Annotated in this window: 10 protein-coding genes; 2 read left to right on the top strand and 8 right to left on the bottom strand. The window is 61.4% G+C overall.

Annotated features, from left to right (window positions below; all coding sequences use genetic code 11):
• Positions 1-96: 96 nt before the first annotated feature.
• Both U862_RS0122105 and U862_RS0122100 read right to left on the bottom strand, forming a co-directional pair.
• Complete coding sequence (locus U862_RS0122105; RefSeq protein WP_371262585.1) at positions 97-5133, bottom strand: dermonecrotic toxin domain-containing protein; 5037 nt, start codon at positions 5131-5133, stop codon at positions 97-99.
• 296 nt (positions 5134-5429) lie between these two features.
• The gene (locus tag U862_RS0122100) at positions 5430-6350 is read right to left on the bottom strand and encodes a hypothetical protein (protein ID WP_049828035.1); all 921 of its coding nucleotides are present in this window, start codon (positions 6348-6350) and stop codon (positions 5430-5432) included.
• Between the two features lie 221 nt (positions 6351-6571).
• Here U862_RS0122100 and U862_RS0122095 point away from each other — a divergent pair, with 221 nt between their 5' ends.
• Positions 6572-7591 (top strand): alpha/beta fold hydrolase, encoded by a 1020-nt coding sequence (locus U862_RS0122095; protein ID WP_025112408.1) that lies wholly within the window; start codon positions 6572-6574, stop codon positions 7589-7591.
• A gap of 1274 nt (positions 7592-8865) precedes the next feature.
• A complete protein-coding gene (locus tag U862_RS0122090) occupies positions 8866-9531 on the top strand; it encodes a DsbA family oxidoreductase (RefSeq protein ID WP_025112407.1) in 666 nt (221 codons plus the stop codon).
• 10 nt (positions 9532-9541) lie between these two features.
• Here U862_RS0122090 and U862_RS0122085 read toward each other — a convergent pair whose 3' ends face one another.
• From U862_RS0122085 to U862_RS0122060, 6 genes are read right to left on the bottom strand one after another with little or no spacing between them, the layout of a single operon-like run.
• Positions 9542-10933: a sigma-54 dependent transcriptional regulator gene (locus U862_RS0122085; RefSeq protein WP_025112406.1), complete on the bottom strand. Its 1392-nt coding sequence runs from the start codon at positions 10931-10933 to the stop codon at positions 9542-9544.
• The gene (locus tag U862_RS0122080; protein ID WP_025112405.1) at positions 10923-12695 is read right to left on the bottom strand and encodes an ATP-binding protein; all 1773 of its coding nucleotides are present in this window, start codon (positions 12693-12695) and stop codon (positions 10923-10925) included. Before U862_RS0122080 ends, U862_RS0122085 begins: the two co-directional genes overlap by 11 nt.
• Complete coding sequence (locus tag U862_RS0122075) at positions 12692-13819, bottom strand: GNAT family N-acetyltransferase (RefSeq protein WP_025112404.1); 1128 nt, start codon at positions 13817-13819, stop codon at positions 12692-12694. The genes U862_RS0122080 and U862_RS0122075 overlap by 4 nt, the downstream gene beginning before the upstream one ends.
• 50 nt (positions 13820-13869) lie before the next feature.
• The gene (locus U862_RS0122070) at positions 13870-14748 is read right to left on the bottom strand and encodes a carboxylesterase (RefSeq protein WP_025112403.1); all 879 of its coding nucleotides are present in this window, start codon (positions 14746-14748) and stop codon (positions 13870-13872) included.
• Positions 14745-16139, bottom strand: a complete 1395-nt coding sequence (locus U862_RS0122065; protein ID WP_025112402.1) for an aspartate aminotransferase family protein — start codon at positions 16137-16139, stop codon at positions 14745-14747. Before U862_RS0122065 ends, U862_RS0122070 begins: the two co-directional genes overlap by 4 nt.
• Positions 16132-16842, bottom strand: coding sequence for an HAD-IB family phosphatase (locus U862_RS0122060; RefSeq protein WP_025112401.1), 711 nt, complete (start codon positions 16840-16842; stop codon positions 16132-16134). The genes U862_RS0122065 and U862_RS0122060 overlap by 8 nt, the downstream gene beginning before the upstream one ends.
• Positions 16843-16886 lie beyond the last annotated feature (44 nt).

The following is a 16886-nucleotide window of genomic DNA, read 5'->3' as shown; positions in this document are numbered from 1 at the left end:
ATCGAGGCGAAGGCGGTGAGTTTGTCTCATGTTGGCGGGACTGTCGACCGCTGAAGGTGTGGCGGGGCACCTCGCGTGCCCCACCGTTTTTCTGTCTTAGAGGTTGGCGAAATGCTGGATGCCCAGCGGTTTTCCGATATCACCACGCCAGATCGCCTCGACCTGAGCGCCGCTGGCGGCTTGGGCCTGCTGCCATTGCAGGCCTAGATTGCGCTGCGCTGGAAGTTTCAGATGAGCTTTGACGAAGTCATGGAACGGGACGGTGTCCGAGGTGTAGTGAAAGTGTGCGTACCACAGCGTGTTTGGCGGGGTGGCGGTGAGGTCGCGCACCTCATATTCCTGGAGAAAGTCCTTGCGTCCGTCAGTGCGTTTGCCAAGCGGCCGAAGCGAACCTTCCTTGCGGATATCCACCACTTGCTCTTGCAGCAGATAGTCCAGATAGCCTTCACCGGGCGTCTTGCTGCGCAGTGACTGCTCGATGCGCAAGGTGCGTCCCGCTCGCCGCATATCGCGCGCCTTGTCGCGCAATTGCTGCACCACCGGCTCGGCCGGCGACAGCCGCTCGATAGCTTGCGCGCGGGTGCTCAACTCCGTGGCTTCGCTGCCAAGCATGTGCTCCAGATCTACCGGCAGCATGTTCTGGCGGGCGTATCCCTGCACCTTGTTGCTGTAGGCCGTGACAGCGGTGAGCCGTTGCCTGGCTTCGACCAGCAACGGGCGAACATCGGTGGGTAGCGACGGTGTGGAAGGGGGCGATTGCACTTGCAGATGAAACTTGCCGCTGGAGCGCGGTAGCCAGGTTTCGCGAAAACCATCGAGGCCTTCCACGGTGAAGCGTCTCTGGCGAGTGCCGGCATCGATTGTCTCTGTGCCGATCAGCAACTGGTTGTCCTCGGTTTCGAACAGTTGCCTGCCGCCAGGCTCTTTCGGCTTGATGGGTGGACGTTGTCTGATCGCATGGCGTGCCTGTTCTTCGACCTTGGTCAAACCATCGAGAAACAGGCCGATTTGCTCCTGATCCAGATGCTGCGCATAGCCAAGCGTCCAGGCGTTGAGCTGGCGCCGGAAACCGGCATAGATCTCAAGGCAATCTTCGATCACCCGATTGCGCTGGGCCAGACTGGCGTGAACCTCGGACAGGTGATGCAGGGTCAACAGCGCACGCCCGACCTTGACCCGCGCGCCTTTCATCTGGGTATGGAAATACACCCAGGACAGATCAGCGACAGCGTCGTAACGGGTAATGATTTCCAGCAGGTGCGCGGTTCTGAGGTAATCGTGCGTGCTTTGGCCGAGGTCACGGTTGATGGCGGTCATGTCTTTTGCCATTTTGGCTTTCTGGGCGCGGATGGTGATGCGGTTATTCCACAGGTTGGCCTGCTCGGTGAGCACATGCAGGTGATCGAACTCGCTGAGGAATTCCTTGCGTATCAGCTTGCGCCGAGCCATCAGCTGGATATGGGTGGCGATGTCGTCAAACCGTGTGGCGTCGGATTCGGCGACCAGATCGTCGATCCGGTTCAGGTGGTCGAGCAAGCGGTCGCGGGCGACGCTGATGCGCTGAATGGCGCGGTCTACCACGATCCAGGCGCAGCGACTCCGGATGTCCTCGATTTGCAGACGTTTGCGGCCGTGGCTCAGGGGCAGAAGTTCGGTCAGGTTCTGGTACTGGGCGATGGCAATGTCGAGGTCATTGACGCACGCCGCGTCGACCGCTGCCTGCAAGGGCTTGCGCTCGGTGAAAGCGAGTTTCTGGTAGTGCTCCAGCAACTGATTGGTGGCGCGGGTCTGGGTATCGAGGCGCCGGATGTAGGCGTCGGCGGTATTGCTCAGGGTCAATTGTCTGCGCAGTTGCCGATCAGTCCACCAGCGCGGCAACCACTGGCGGATCGGGGCAGGCCAGAGCGGGTCCATGCCGTCGGCCAGATGCCCGAGTACGGCGCCACCGCCTGCACCGCCGCCCTCCATCACGGTGCCGAACACCGCGTAGTGAGTGTTCCACTGGCCGCTTTCGTCGAGGGCGATCGGCTGTTTGTAGCCGCGAATCCACGTGCCGTAGAGTCTCCAACCGCGTGGCGCATCGCTGAGCTGGACACGATAGATACGGCCCTGACGGACGATGAAGTCGCCATCGGCATGGCGGTAGACGTTGCGGTACACGCCGTGGGTGGCAGGGCGCAGGCCGGCCAGGGAAATTTCGTATTCATACTCGTAGCCCTTGAAGCGCTCGAGTGACTGTCGAGCCCATTGCCAGGAGGTCGGCAGTGCGGCTGTTTTACCCAGTGCTGCACGTTGCCGACTACGGGTTGCCAGACGTGCGGCTGCGGGGACCGAGACCGTCCCCGGAAGCACGTCCATTGCTGCATCGATCAGTGACAGCAGCACCGCCTCCACCTCGGCCAGACCCTGGCCGATCTCACCTCGCAAGAATGCCGCCACGGCCAGGTTGGCGCTGTTCCAGGCGTCATACAGGGCCGCTGCTGTGCCGATGAACGGCAGCATGCCGATGGCCATTTTCAGGTAATTGAACAGCGCGCCGGACTTCAAGGCGCAGCGCTCCAGATACAACGCATCGTTGGAACGCGAACTGTTGCGATGGGCTTCCAGCAACCGGCCCATGTGCACGTTCAGCAGATGGTCAGCCAGCGATGTCGTTGCGGGCCACGCCGCCCCGACGCCGATCAGGGCATCGAAGTTGCGCAGTTGCGCCTGGTCGATCCGGCTGACGTGACTGGCAAAGTCGCCGTTCAGGGCGCGTCCGGCCAGATAGTTGACCATTTTGCTGTCCACGCAACGCTTGAACAGATCCAGACGCGCCTGTTCCAGTGTTTCGTACTGGCGCAGGAAAATGGCGTCGCTGCTGTCCGGCAGATACAGCAGGGTCAGGCCGGCGGTCTGTTCGACAATGAACGTCACGCCGGTGAGCGTGCTCGGTCCCTGATGCAGGGTGTCTTCACCGCCGACCGTCAGGTGAGCCGGCAGCAGCGCGATGCGCTGGTCATCGACCGCATAAGCCTCAGGTGTTGCCGCGTCGATAGCGATCTTCAGCACGTCATGGCCGGCCGTGTCGATGTGCCCTTGCAGCCAGGCGAACTCGCCTTGCAACTTGAGCATCAGGCGCCACGGCTCGCTCAAGCATTCGCGGCGCCAGGCCTGCTGGAACGCAGGTTCTGCCGGCGTGCCGAAAAACGTCTGGCGAATCAGCATTTCGTAACGTCCGGCCAGATCCAGTTCCGTCACCAGTTTGCGCAAGTAGATCGGGTTGAGCCCGGCCTCGACGTTCCGCCGATCGGCGTCGTCCCCGGCGCTGACCTTGACCTGCATGAACGACAGGCGCCACCACATGTCCTGATCGATGTTGTCCTGGGCCAGTTGTTCGAGGCTGATGTCGCTGCGCCTGGCACTGGCCGTCAGGATATTGCGTTGCGGTGTGCCGGATGCTGCACCCTCGATCACGGTTTTTTGCCAGACCGTTGAGTCGGGCAGATCAAGGCTCACGGTCACACGTGTGCCCAGCGAGAAGTCTGTGCGCAATCGGGCATCGAGGCGTTTTTCGGCGAAGGCCTGGCGCGGTGGAAGTTCGCGTTCGAGCAAGGCATGGGCGCCGCGCATGGCGACGAGGTAGCGGCTGATCAGCGCTTTGATCCGTGTACGGTGCGCGTCGTCCACGTTGTTGAACCATGCGGGCAGGTTGCCGGCCAGCGCGGCGCTGTGGTCTTGCTCCTGGCGCTCGGCAAATGCCCGTTCACGGGCCTGCGCGAGCGGTAGCGTGAGGCGCGGCAAGTGTTGTTCGCGCAGCTTTTCGATTTCGCTGTTGCGCTCGCGGGCATGCGTGGGCAGCGGGTTGTCGTGCAGGATCTGCGCGGCTTGTTGTTCGCACTGATAGAGCTGTTGATCAAGCGACCAGGCGAGCGGGTCGCCATTGAGTGGCGTCAGGTGCAGGGCCAGTTCGCGATCGTTGGGCGAACGCTTGAACAGGTTCTGCTCCAGCGCCAGACGCGAATCGAAGTGCTGCAGTCCGCCGAACTGACCCGGCCAGTAGAGCAGCAGGCTTTCGGTCGAGCCTGGCTGCAGCGCCAAAGGCGCGGCGATGACCAGCACGCCATGCAGGTCTTCGATGTGGGTAAGGTCCTGGTCTGCCGCCGACAACGACACCCGTGCGACCACCCCGTCGGCCAACTGAGGGTTGCGCTCGGGCGCATCCAGCAACGCGATGACTCGCCGGTGCTCCTCGACGGTCAGGTGATTGAGTAGCCGTTGCAGTTCGACCTCGATGCGCAGCCCCGCGATTCGAGCCTGCAGCAGGGCGTGGTAATGCACATTTGTGACATGGCGCAGTTCGAGCATTTTCAGCGGGTCGCGGCTGTCGAGCAGTGCCGAGGCTGCATCATGACCGGCTTGGCGGGCTTCGCTCAGCGCGTCGAACTGCTGCGCCAGTTGCTGGCGTTGCGCGCTGTTTGGCTCGCTGTCACCCATCCAGCGGTCGAGCGCGTGCTGTTCAAGCGCCAGCGTTTGCCGACGCAGATCCAGGGGAATGTCGGCAACCAGCAAGCCGAATGGCGCGACCTCATTGACGGTTTGTCCGGCACTCTGCGGCAGAGTGGGCGCGACAGGGAAAAATGTGTCGAGCACGGTCCAGTTGGCGCCGGTGATTGCCGACGTGGACATCAATGGTTCAACTCCCCGGTTGAGCGGATCGTCGCCGAATTCGATGAAGTCCAGCGAGGTGGTGCGTAGCGGATTTGGGTGCTGGTCAATCAGCCAGCGTTCAAGATCGGTCTGCTGCTCGAAGCGGATCAGTGGTTGTGGGTGTGCGGGCAGATACAGCAGCTGCACCGTTTCCTCCAGCTGGATCATCAACGTGCCGTACAAGCGCAGACGGCTGTTATCGACACGATTGAGTACCGGTTGTGCGACCCGCAGGCCCTGCGCGATTTTGTTCGAGGGTGTGAGAAGTTGCGCCAGCCTGTGTCGTTGTGCGGTGTCGAGCTTGCCGTCGGCCCCCGCCAATTGAATCGCGGCCTCGAAATGCAGGTGATAGAGGCTCAGGGCATGCTCGCGACGCGACAACGCAGTGCCGGGTGCGCGGGCACCCCACCAAGCGCTTTCGGGCTGCTGGGGGTGATGGGCCATGAGTTCCAGCCATTGCTGGTGACAGTCGTCCAAGCGAGCCGTCGCCAATAGGTGAAGATTTTGATCGACGTTTGGCTGTAGCCGTTGATCAAGGCCGAAATCGACCGTTACAAGGGGCAGTGCGTGGGACATGCGACAACGCTCCAAAAGGCATGCAGGCCGGAAATCCCGGGCATACATGCCATTAGAAGCGAGCCGTCACAGCGCCTTGCGGTACATAGTTATCGCTTGATCGCGCATTCGTTTCGGTGGGTGTCCACCTCAAGTCATGGGCGATCAGCAATGACCTCGGGTGATCAAGGCAAGTGGGACTCAGCGACGTCCTGATCTTGTTGTCGGAATTCAAACCGCGCCTTCTGAGTAGAGGTCGGCATCGTCAGTTTTATGATCGGGACGATTTTGCCTTTTGATTCGTTGTAGAAGTCGCGTTGGTTATGTTTCGCCACGTCCAGCCCGTTATCTACATAGAAGAACGCTTCGATGGGCAGTTGTGCCGGGATCCCCGTCCGCCAGGTTTCGATGATGAGTTCGCTGAAATCATTGAACGCCGGCAGCCCGACGGGCTTCAGTGCGATCGCGCGAATGGCTTGATAAAACGAGTCGGCGGCGAGTTCATTCATTTGGTCGCGCACATCGAAGCTGCACTGATAGCGGAAATAATCGACGGTTGGGGTGAAGCTGTGGCGGACCCACTGTTCGGCCGTGGTGATGTTCTGGGACTGGCAGCGTCTACTGACGACGGGGTAAACATCGGATGCACCACAGCCCGGTTTATCCCGGCCCCATGTCGCGCCGTCGATGGGAAACACACACAGCACCATGGTTTGCAAAGTACCCACCGGGCGTTTCAATACCGGGTAAATGATGTAGCCGTTGTTCCGGTCCCAGGGCATTTTTTTGAAACTGGCGTCTGCGCGGAAAAAAGAGAACGACATTCCGCCCAGCTCGATGGCGCCGGGACTCGGGTCCCAGACATGGAAACCGTTCGGGGTATCGGTGGCGCGTAACATCAGGCCGGAGCAGAGAAAGGCTGGCTGGCTGGGGGCGCCGTTACACATTCTGATGGTTTCGTCATAGCGCTTTTGCAGTTCGGCAGCGACCTCGACCCCGAGGCCGCCCCCGCCCGCCGAGCGCGTCTGCACTGCCTGAGTGACCTCCATCCGAGGGGTGCTGCAAGCAGAGAGCAGCAGTGCGAGTGCAACTATCCAGATTCTCATCAACTTTCCTCCAGGACTGATTGTGGTGTCCTGGTCTCAGTGCAACGAAAAGCCGGCGTGCGCACTACTGACAGAAATGACAGTTGCGACGGACGGTTGCGGCTGACGGAAAATGACCGCTCGGCAATCTTCATTAAACTGTCACGCAACTGTGGCAGCGCGCTTGAACAAACTTCATCAGACTCGCGCTCTACTGGGGTTCTGCGTTTCGGTGTTTTTCCATGCGTTTATTTTTTCTGTTGGCCGCGCTGCTGTTCGGCCTGCCGTCGATGGCGGCTTCGCGTTGCGACGTCAATGTACCGACCGAACGGGTCGATCTGGCGCAGGTGAGCCTGGCGTACCAGAGCATCGGCCGTGCTTCGGATCCGGCACTGTTGCTGGTCATGGGGCTGGGCGGGCAGTTGATCCACTGGCCGGACGAAGTGGTGGTTGCGTTGTGTCAGCAGGGTTTCCGGGTGATCCGTTACGACAACCGTGACGTTGGCCTGTCGACCTGGCGCCAGGCGCCGGCCGAGGCCAACCTGACCTTTGAAGTGCTGCGCTACAAGCTCGGCCTGCCCGTGTCGGCGCCGTATTCGCTGACCGACATGGCCGATGACGCGCTGGGCCTGATGGACGCGCTGCACGTCGAGCAGTTCCACGTGCTGGGCGCGAGCATGGGCGGGATGATCGCCCAGCACCTTGCAGCAATGGCACCGCAACGGGTGGAGAGCCTGACGCTGATCATGACCAGTTCCGGCGCCGAAGGCTTGCCGGCACCGAGTGCGGCGCTGGTGCAACTGCTGGCGCGACGCGGTGCGCCGAATCGCGAGGTGGCGCTGGAGCAGCAGGCTGATCTATTGGCAGCACTCGGCAGTCCGGCGGTCATTGATGACCGACAGGCGTTGCTGCATCAGGCAGCGGCGGCCTATGACCGGGCGTTCAACCCTGAAGGTGTGAAGCGCCAGATCATGGCGATCCTCGCCGAGCCGAGTCGGGTGGCGTTGCTCAATCAGTTGCGGGTGCCGACCCTGGTGGTGCACGGCACGGCCGATCCGTTGCTGCCGGTGATGCACGGCGTGCATCTGGCGGCGCATATTCGCGGCAGTCAGTTGAAACTGATTCCGGGCCTGGCTCATCGTTTTCAGGAGGCGTTCAAGGCGCCATTGCTGGCGGCGGTGTTGCCGTATCTGCAGCAGCACCGTGAAGACACCTCGCACTGGGCGCAGATCGAACCGGTGGCAAGCGGTAACTTGCTGTAGGCGAGGTTTTGGCGGTGTTGGTTCGGGCCTCTTCGCGAGCAAGCCCGCTCCCACAAGGGCACCGCATTCCAATGTGGGAGCGGGCTTGCTCGCGAAGGGGGCATGACTGTCAGCGCAATACCAGGCATGTGAATCGCGCAGACGTTTCCGTTCGATTTCCCTTCCAGCCGTAACCTGCTGTAGGCGAGGTCTTGGCGGTGTTGATTCGGGCCTCTTCGCGAGCAAGCCCGCTCCCACAGGGGCACCGCATTCCAATGTGGGAGCGGGCTTGCTCGCGAAGGGGCCATCACTGTCAGCGCAATACCGGGCAGGTGCATCGCGCAGACGTTTCCGCCCGATTTCCGTCCGAGCGGTAGCCTGCAGTAGGCGAGGTTTTGGCGGTGTTGGTTCGGGCCTCTTCGCGAGCAAGCCCGCTCCCACAAGGGCACCGCATTCCAATGTGGGAGCGGGCTTGCTCGCGAAGGGGGCATGACTGTCAGCGCAATACCAGGCAGGTGTATCGCGCAGACGTTTCCGTTCGATTTCCCTTCCAGCCGTAACCTGCTGTAGGCGAGGTTTTGGCGGTGTTGATTCGGGCCTCTTCGCGAGCAAGCCCGCTCCCACAAGGGCACCGCATTTCAATGTGGGAGCGGGCTTGCTCGCGAAGGGGGCATGACTGTCAGCGCAATACCAGGCAGGTGTATCGCGCAGACGTTTGCGTTCGATTTCCCTTCCAGCCGTAACCTGCTGTAGGCGAGGTTTTGGCGGTGTTGGTTCGGGCCTCTTCGCGAGCAAGCCCGCTCCCACAAGGGCACCGCATTCCAATGTGGGAGCGAACTTGCTCGCGAAGGGGCCATCACTGTCAGCGCAATACCAGGCAGGTGTATCGCGCAGATCTTTCCGCCCGATTTCCCTTCCAGCCGTAACCTGCTGTAGGCGTGGTTTTGGCGGTGTTGGTTCGGGCCACTTCGCGAGCAAGCCCGCTCCCACAAGGGCACCGCATTCCAATGTGGGAGCGGGCTTGCTCGCGAAGGGGGCATGACTGTCAGCGCAATACCAGGCAGGTGTATCGCGCAGACGTTTCCGTTCGATTTCCCTTCCAGCCGTAACCTGCTGTAGGCGTGGTTTTGGCGGTGTTGATTCGGGCCTCTTCGCGAGCAAGCCCGCTCCCACAGGGGCACCGCATTCCAATGTGTGAGCGGGCTTGCTCGCGAAGGGGGCATGACTGTCAGTGCAATGCCGGGCAGGTGTATCGTGCAGACTTTTCCGCACGTTTTCTGTCTGCGAGGTGTGTGATGAGTTCCGCTCTGAAAATCGATTTTGTCAGCGACGTGTCCTGCCCCTGGTGCGTTGTCGGTTTGTACGGTCTGCTGCAGGCGCTGGAGATCCTGCGCGATGAAGTGCAGGCCGAGATTCATTTCCAGCCGTTCGAACTGAACCCGAAGATGGGCCCCGAGGGGCAGAACATCACCGAGCACATTCAGCAGAAATATGGCTCGACCGCCGAGCAGTCGCAGAAGAACCGCGAAGCCATCCGTGCCCGTGGCGCCGACGTCGGTTTCGCTTTTCGCACCGACGGCAACAGCCGCATCTACAACACCTTCGATGCACACCGCCTGCTGCACTGGGCCGGGCTTGAAGGTTTGCAGTTGCCGTTGAAGGAGGCGCTGTTCAAGGCCTATTTCGCCGATGGCGGCAATCCGTCTGATCACGCACAACTCACGCAGATTGCCGAAAGCATCGGTCTGGATCGGCAGCGCGCGGCGGCGATACTGGCCTCCGACGAGTTTGCCGATGAGGTGCGCGAAGAAGAGCAACTATGGCTGCAACGCGGCGTGAGTTCGGTGCCGACCGTGGTGTTCAACGGTCAGTACGCCGTAACGGGTGGGCAGCCGGTGGACACCTTTGTCGGGGCGATCCGGCAGATCATGAGTGAAGCCCGGGGCGGCACCGTCAGCTAAAGCCCCAGCCTCAACGCACGATCTTGTCGACGTGGATCCCGAGCTTCTTCAGGCGATACCAGAAGCTGCGCTCGGAGATCCCGATCAACTGCGCAGCGGCGGCCTGGACGCCGTTGCTCTGTTGCAGGGCCGCGAGAATATAGGCTTTCTCGACTTCGGCCAGCGCCGCGTCCAGATCCGCCGGCACACCGTTGATTTCGCTCAGCGGGCCACTGCTGTCGGAGGCTTGCGCGGCGAACAGGTACGCCGGCAGGTCCTGCTCTTCGATGATGTTGGCGGACGCAACGATGGTCGCCCGTTCCACGCAGTTCTGCAGTTCACGAATGTTGCCCGGCCATGAATAGCGGGTCATGGCCTGCAAGGCTTGCGCGCTGAAACCGCTGATGCGCTTGCCGGCGGCGGCGCCCAGCGTGAGGGCGAAATGCCGGGCCAGCGGCGCGATGTCCTCGACCCGTTCGCGCAGCGCCGGCAGGGGAATGGGAAAGACGTTGAGGCGGTAGTAGAGGTCCTCGCGAAACTCCTTGTTGGCCACCGCTTGCAGCAGGTCTTTATTGGTGGCGGCAATCACCCGCACATCGACTTTGCGTTCCTTGGTATCGCCCACCGGCTCGATCACCCGTTCCTGCAGGGCACGGAGGATTTTCGCCTGCAGCGCCAGCGGCATTTCGCCGATCTCATCAAGAAACAGCGTGCCTTTGTCGGCCTGCTGAAAACGCCCGATGCGATCAGCCACGGCGCCGGTGAACGCGCCTTTGCGGTGGCCGAACATCTCGCTTTCGAGCAGCCCCTCGGGAATCGCCGCGCAGTTCACTGCAACGAACGGTTTGTCGGCGCGATTGCCATGTTTGTGGATGGCCCGGGCGACCATTTCCTTGCCGGTGCCGCTTTCGCCGCTGAGCAGCACGGTCGCAGTGCTCTCACGCACCGAGTCCACCGCCTGCAGCACGCTGCGGAAACTCGGGCTGTCGCCGATCAGGCTGTCGATCTGCTGATGTTCGTCGAGTTCGGCGCGCATGCGCTGGTTGTCTTTGAGGATGTCGCGAAACTGCAGGGCCTTGCTGACGGTGATGTCCAGTTCGTCGATGTCGAACGGCTTGGCGATGTAATCGAACGCGCCGTTGCGCATCGATTCCACGGCATTTTTAACCGTGCTGTAGGCGGTCATGACAATCACCGGCATCTGTGGATAGCGGGTTTTCACTTCCGCCAGCAACTGCGGGCCCCCCATGCCGGGCATGCGCCAGTCGCTGATGAGCAGGTCGATGTCTTCGCTCTCCAGCACCTTGAGCGCATGCAGGCCATTGCCGGCGGTGAACACGCTGATGCCGTTCTGACCGAGGGCCGAGGCCAGCAGGTCACAGAGTTTCGGTTCGTCGTCCACCACCAGAATGTTATGCGTCATCGTCGGTCTCGTCGAAATCCTCGCCATTGGCCGGAATGTACAGGCTGAAGGTGGCGCCGGCATCTTTTTCGCTGACGCACTCGACGCGCCCGTTGTGGTTTTCCATGACCGAAAACACTTTCGCCAGCCCCAGGCCGGTGCCCGAGGCCTTGGTGGTGACGAACGGGGTGAAGATCCGTTCGAGCATGTCGGCCTCAATCCCCTGGCCGGTGTCCGCAACGCTGATGATGGTGTATTTGGCATCGCCGGCGATGCTCAGGGTCAGGCGCCCGCCGTCGGGCATCGCGTCGATGGCGTTGACGATCAGGTTCAGGCCGGCCTGTTTCAGCTGCTTGGCGTCGGCGTAGAGCGTGGCGCCGGGTGCCTGATCGTCGATGTGCAGGTCGATGTTGTGGCTAGCCAGTTCCGGCTCGCAGAACCCGGCCAGTTCATCCACCAGTGCACGGGCTGACTGGGTGGCACGGATCGGCGCGCTGGGTTTGGCGAAGTCGAGGAACTCGGTGATCAGGTCGTTGATGCGGCTGACTTCCTTGACCACGTATTCGAGATGACGCTTGTCGGTTTCCGGCAGGTCAGCACGTCGATGCAGCAGTTGCGTGGCGGTCTTGATGATGCCCAGCGGGTTGCGGATTTCATGGGCCAGGCCCATGGCGACTTCACCCAGTGCATGCAGGCGATCGCGGCGGCGCAGTTGCGACTCCAGATGCTGCAACTCTTCCAGACGCTCGCTCATGTGGTTGAAAGTGCTGCTCAGTTCTGCCAGTTCGTCGCCGCCATTCACGCGCAGGCGCTGATGGTAATCGCCTGCGATCACTGCTTGTACGCCTCTGGCCAGCCCACGCAACGGTTTGGTCAGACGCTGCGAAACCAGCCAGCCGACCGCCAGTGACGCCGCCGAGCTGAGCAGGAAAATCAGGATGAACAGGTTGCTCTGATTAACCAGGCCGACGAGGCTGGTGTGGCGCAGCAGACCGCTGAAGATCACCCCTTGCAGCTGGCCGTTTTCGTTGAAGATCGGGCGGTAGATACCGCTGTAGTTATTGGTGAATTGTTCGAACGGGCCTTTGGTTTCGCGCAGGGTCTGCTCGATTTTCTTCGGCACTTGCGAGGGGTGATCCTGGAAGCGCTGGGTCGAGAAAATCTCCGAAAAGTCATCGCCCTTGGCCAGGTACAGACGCAGATCCAGCGAGTGCACATCGGCCACGCTGGTCAGAAAACTGTTGTCCAGATAAGTGCCGATGATCAGCTTGTAGTCGACCCCGCCCTGGTCGGTTTCGAAGGTTGAAATCACCGTGCCGGTGGCCACGCCGGCGACTTGCAGGGTCTGCAGTACGGCCTTGGGCGCGGTGCTGATCTGACTGACGATGTTGTCGTCGGCGGTACTGAACACCACTTTGTTATCGCTGTTGCGGATCAGCGTCACCACATCGATGCCCATGGAGTCGGCGATGTCGGCGGTCAGTTTGTCGTGCCTGGCGGACTGGCGATCGGTGGGCGGGCGAGTGTGGCGCATGAACAACTTCGCGGCGCGGGCGTTTTCGCGCAGGATTTCACTGATTTCGTCCTCGACGATCTTCGAGGATTCCTGCAGCCAGATACGCACGTTGCTGTCGAAGATCTGCGACAGCGTGGTGGCCGCCAGCTCCGCGGCGATCATGGTCGGAATCACGCTCACCAGCCAGAACGCGAGCACCAGTTTGCGTTGCAGGCTCCAGCCTGAGAGGGCGAAAGGTCGGGGCGTGGCGCGTCGGTCATTGATCATTGGATTTCGCTTATTGCAGCAGCCATGGCAGGGTCGGAGCGATCCGGTCGAACAAACATTTTCACCAGTCTCAACAGTCGGTCGACCAATGGATTGCGGTGGCGGAAGAACACCGTGTTACCGACAAACGAGCAACCCAGGCGCAGCTTACTGGCATAGCCGGCCTGTCCGCATGCGTAGATCGCCAGTTTGTGTTCAATACAGTAGTCGACATTGAACAGCCAGCTACGGGTATACAGGTTGTACTGGCGTGTACGGGCCAGATCGTGGGCAAAGAACTTGTCGACCATCCGACGCCCGTCGAGCAGCACCAGATTGAACGCCACCAGTTCGTCACCGACCCAGTAGAGCACGCACGCTGCCCGCTCATCGAGGTGATTGAGCACTTCGCGAAAGTACGCCGCTGGCAGGCATTCGAAGGCCAGGTCACTGCGTGCGAGGGTGGCTTCGTAGAGTTCCATCATCCGTGGCAGCAAGTCGTGCACCGAACGTCGCCATTCGATGCGCGGGCCGTGGTTGCGCAAGGTTCGGCGCAGGTCCTTGCGCGTTGATTTACCCAGGCTGCCCAGGTACGCATCCACCGAGGCGAAACTGATCGGCAACTCGGCGCCGGGCAGGCCCGGCATGCTTTGCAAACCGGCCTGGCGGCACACCTTGAGCCACTGGGGATCGCGATGCGAGGCATCCTTGACCGCGAACAGGCCGATGCCGAGCTGATCGGCGTCCTGTTTCGCCAGCGCCAGCAATTGCGCGAGGAACGAGGGGCGCTGAGCCTGATCAACGTGCGATGCCGTACCCACATGGCATTGCTCGGCCACGGGCGAGCCGAGGGCATACAGGCGAATGTCGAACAGCCCGGGCAGGCGCCGACGCAGCCATTGGCTGACGCGTTTGCCCGTGCCCTGCAGCGTGGTGTCCAGCGAGTAGGCGGTGGTGAACGCCACGGCCGCCGCGATCAGCCGGCCGTCTTCGTGCAGGGTCAGATACCGCCAGTGAAAACCGTCAATCCCCGCCCGTTCGACCGCGCGGTAGTAATCCCAGTCTTCCAGCTCATCGGCGAAGCAGTCATTCCAGTCAGAGCGATCGATTGCTTCGATGGTTGAAAAGGCTTGAGCGGTGATCACGTCGGTTCCTTGTGTCGGCGAGTCGCATTGATACGGACGGCGGCGACTGCTCAAGCCAGTTGCCGGGTTTCCAGCGGCGAGACTCCGGGATCAGCGAGCGGCGGCATCACGCCACGCTGGATGAAATCGGCGCTCAATTCCACGACACGGCGGTACTGCAAATCCACGGTGATCATGTGATAGCAGTCATCGAGCAACACTTTGGTCACCGGTCCGCCGAGTTTGCGTTCGACGTAATCGGCATTCCAGCGGCTGGTGATGTCGTCCTCGATGGAATGCAGCACCAGCGCCGGCGTGGTGATCGACGGCATGCTTTTTTTCACCACGGCGTTGAGCCGGTGCAGTTCGCGTACCGTGACGCCTTCCATGGTGAGCAATCCGGCCTGGCTGCTTTGGCCCTCCTTCATCTGGCGTTCGACGATGGCGCGCAGGCGCTCGTTCTTGATGCCATAAGGCGGTTTTTCCTCGAAGCTGCACAAGTGCACGCCGAACGGGATTTTCATCAGCAACGGGGTAAGGAATGCCAGTTTGTTGATGCTCCAGCCGTCGTAACGCAGGGTCGTCGAGTACAGCAGCAAGCCCTCGATCTGCCCCGGGTGTTCGGCCGCCAGGTACATCGACAGCACCGCGCCCATGGACAAACCACCGACGTAGACCTTGCGGTGCTTGCGGCGCACGCCAACGAAGGTGTTGCGCGCGCTTTCGTACCAGTCGCGCCAGCCAGTGGCCTGCAGGTCGGCATTGCCGCCGCAGTGCCCCGCCAGGGTCGGCACGTAGACCGTGTGCCCGGCTTTCGCCAGGCCCACGGCCACCCGACGCAGTTCCGTCGGGGTGCCGGTGAGGCCGTGGATCAACAACACCGCGACCTCGCCACTGCCGAGAACGAAACCGGCGTTGCCTTCGCCCATGTCGATCTCAGAGTCGATCATCGTTTCATCGCCCGATGCAGAAGGCGATCGAGCAGGGCCAGGCCCAGATCGATTTCCGGGTAGCTGATTTCCAGCGACGGCGCGAGGGTGATGACGTTCTTGTAGTAGCCGCCCACATCGAGGATCAGGCCCAGACGGCGGCCGTCGATTTCGATGTCGCCCTTCATGCCTTCCTCGACCATGAAGTCGAGCGTGGCCTTGTCCGGAGTGAAACCGTCTTCGGTGCAGATCTCGCAGCGCAGCGCCAGGCCCAGACCGTCGACATCGCCAATGATCGGGTAGCGTTTTTTCAGGTCCTGCAGGCCGTCGAGGAAGTATTTGCCCTTGGCCATGACCATTGCGCCGTAATCGACTTCGCTGGTCATCTTGAACATTTCCAGGCCCACCGCCGTGCCCAACGGGTTGGAGGCGAAAGTGGAGTGGGTCGAGCCTGGCGGGAACACTTTCGGGTTGATCAGCTCTTCGCGGGCCCAGATGCCGCCCAGCGGGTTGAGGCCGTTGGTCAGCGCTTTGCCGAAGACGATCACGTCGGGTTTGACGTCGAAGTGCTCGATCGACCACAGCTTGCCGGTGCGATAGAAACCCATCTGGATTTCATCAACGACCATCAGGATGCCGTGCTGGTCGAGCACGTGCTTGAGTTCGCTGTAGAAGTTCATCGGGGGAATCACGTAGCCGCCGGTGCCCTGGATCGGCTCGACGTAGAAGGCTGCGTATTCGCTCTGGCCGACTTTCGGGTCCCAGACGCCGTTGTATTCGGTCTCGAACAACCGTGCGAATTGCTGCACGCAGTGGCTGCCGTACTCTTCTTTGGTCATGCCTTTCGGGCCGCGGAAGTGATACGGGAACGGGATGAACTGCGCACGCTCGCCGAAGTGGCCGTAGCGGCGGCGATAGCGGTAGCTGGAGGTGATCGACGAAGCACCGAGGGTGCGCCCGTGGTAGCCGCCTTCAAAGGCGAACATCAGGCTCTTGCCGTTGGTGGCGTTGCGCACGACTTTCAGCGAGTCCTCGATCGACTGCGAGCCGCCGACGTTGAAGTGCACGCGGCCGTCGAGACCGAACTTGTTCTTGGCATCGACCGCGATCATTTCCGACAGCTCGATCTTGCCCTTGTGCAGGTACTGGCTGGCAATCTGCGGCAGGGTGTCGATCTGTTGTTTCAGCGCGTTGTTCAGGCGCGGGTTGGCGTAACCGAAGTTGACTGCCGAGTACCACATCTGCAGATCGAGGTAGGCCTGATCTTCGGTGTCCCAGACGTAGGAGCCCTCGCAGCGGCTGAAGATGCGCGGCGGTTCGATGTAGTGAACGGTGTCGCCGTAGGAGCAGTATTTGGCTTCTTTTTCCAGAAGGACCTGGTCTTCGGCTGTCGCAATGCGGATATCAGACATGGTGCAGGGTTTCCTGTGCTTCAGAAGTGGATTCGGTGCTGAAAGAAACGGCGTTGGCAGCCGGGGCCAGAGGCAGGCGGGCCAGCAGTTGGGGCAGTTCGGCGAAGCTGTCGAAGCGCGCGTAGGCAATGCCGTTGCGCTCGCAGTGCTCGGCCAGGCGATCCTTGGCGAATACGAAGTCGGCGGTGGAGGCCACGCACATGTCGGATTGGCCGTCACCGATCACCAGCACGCGTTTGCTGCTGGGGGTGGACTTGCATTTGCAGTTGCCGGACGCGGCGCGGCAGGCGTCGCTGGCATAAGGGAAGTCGATGCGCCACTTGTCGTGGTCGATCTGCCGCAGGCGGTTGGCGAGGATCGGCAGCAGGGTCACGTAGTTGCGCGCGAGGATCCGTGCGATGCCTTGCTCGATGCCGTCGCTGACCACTTCCAGCGAAGCGCCGAGGCCGATCACGTGGTCGACGAAATCAGGGAAGTCGGGATCGATCTCGATGCTGTCGAAAAATTCGAGCAATTGCGCAGGCGTGGCCTTGATCAGCGCCAACTGACGGCTTAGGCATTCACGGGACCCGATCCTGCCCTCCAGCCATTCGTTTTCGATGGCTTCCCAGCTCGGGTCAGCGAAGCGTTCAAGGATGCTGTCGATCACATCGGTACGGGTGATGGTCCCGTCGAAATCACACACGATATGCCAGTCAATCATCTGCAGTACCTGTAGGGTCGAGGCAGTTGTCAGGGTGCGCGGTC

This window comes from Pseudomonas sp. H1h (assembly GCF_000633255.1).
GTDB lineage: Bacteria > Pseudomonadota > Gammaproteobacteria > Pseudomonadales > Pseudomonadaceae > Aquipseudomonas.
Note: the sequence above shows the minus strand (reverse complement) of the source record. Positions and strands in the feature narration are given on the sequence as shown.

Excerpts from the sequence above, each read along its gene's own strand:
- U862_RS0122100 (WP_049828035.1), bottom strand. The coding sequence starts at position 6,350 with ATGAGAATCTGGATAGTTGCACTCGCACTGCTGCTCTCTGCTTGCAGC.
- U862_RS0122090 (WP_025112407.1), top strand. The coding sequence starts at position 8,866 with ATGAGTTCCGCTCTGAAAATCGATTTTGTCAGCGACGTGTCCTGCCCC.
- U862_RS0122080 (WP_025112405.1), bottom strand. The coding sequence starts at position 12,695 with ATGATCAATGACCGACGCGCCACGCCCCGACCTTTCGCCCTCTCAGGC.
- U862_RS0122065 (WP_025112402.1), bottom strand. The coding sequence starts at position 16,139 with ATGTCTGATATCCGCATTGCGACAGCCGAAGACCAGGTCCTTCTGGAA.
- U862_RS0122085 (WP_025112406.1), bottom strand. The coding sequence starts at position 10,933 with ATGACGCATAACATTCTGGTGGTGGACGACGAACCGAAACTCTGTGAC.
- U862_RS0122105 (WP_371262585.1), bottom strand. The coding sequence starts at position 5,133 with ATGGCCCATCACCCCCAGCAGCCCGAAAGCGCTTGGTGGGGTGCCCGC.
- U862_RS0122060 (WP_025112401.1), bottom strand. The coding sequence starts at position 16,842 with ATGATTGACTGGCATATCGTGTGTGATTTCGACGGGACCATCACCCGT.
- U862_RS0122070 (WP_025112403.1), bottom strand. The coding sequence starts at position 14,748 with ATGATCGACTCTGAGATCGACATGGGCGAAGGCAACGCCGGTTTCGTT.
- U862_RS0122095 (WP_025112408.1), top strand. The coding sequence starts at position 6,572 with ATGCGTTTATTTTTTCTGTTGGCCGCGCTGCTGTTCGGCCTGCCGTCG.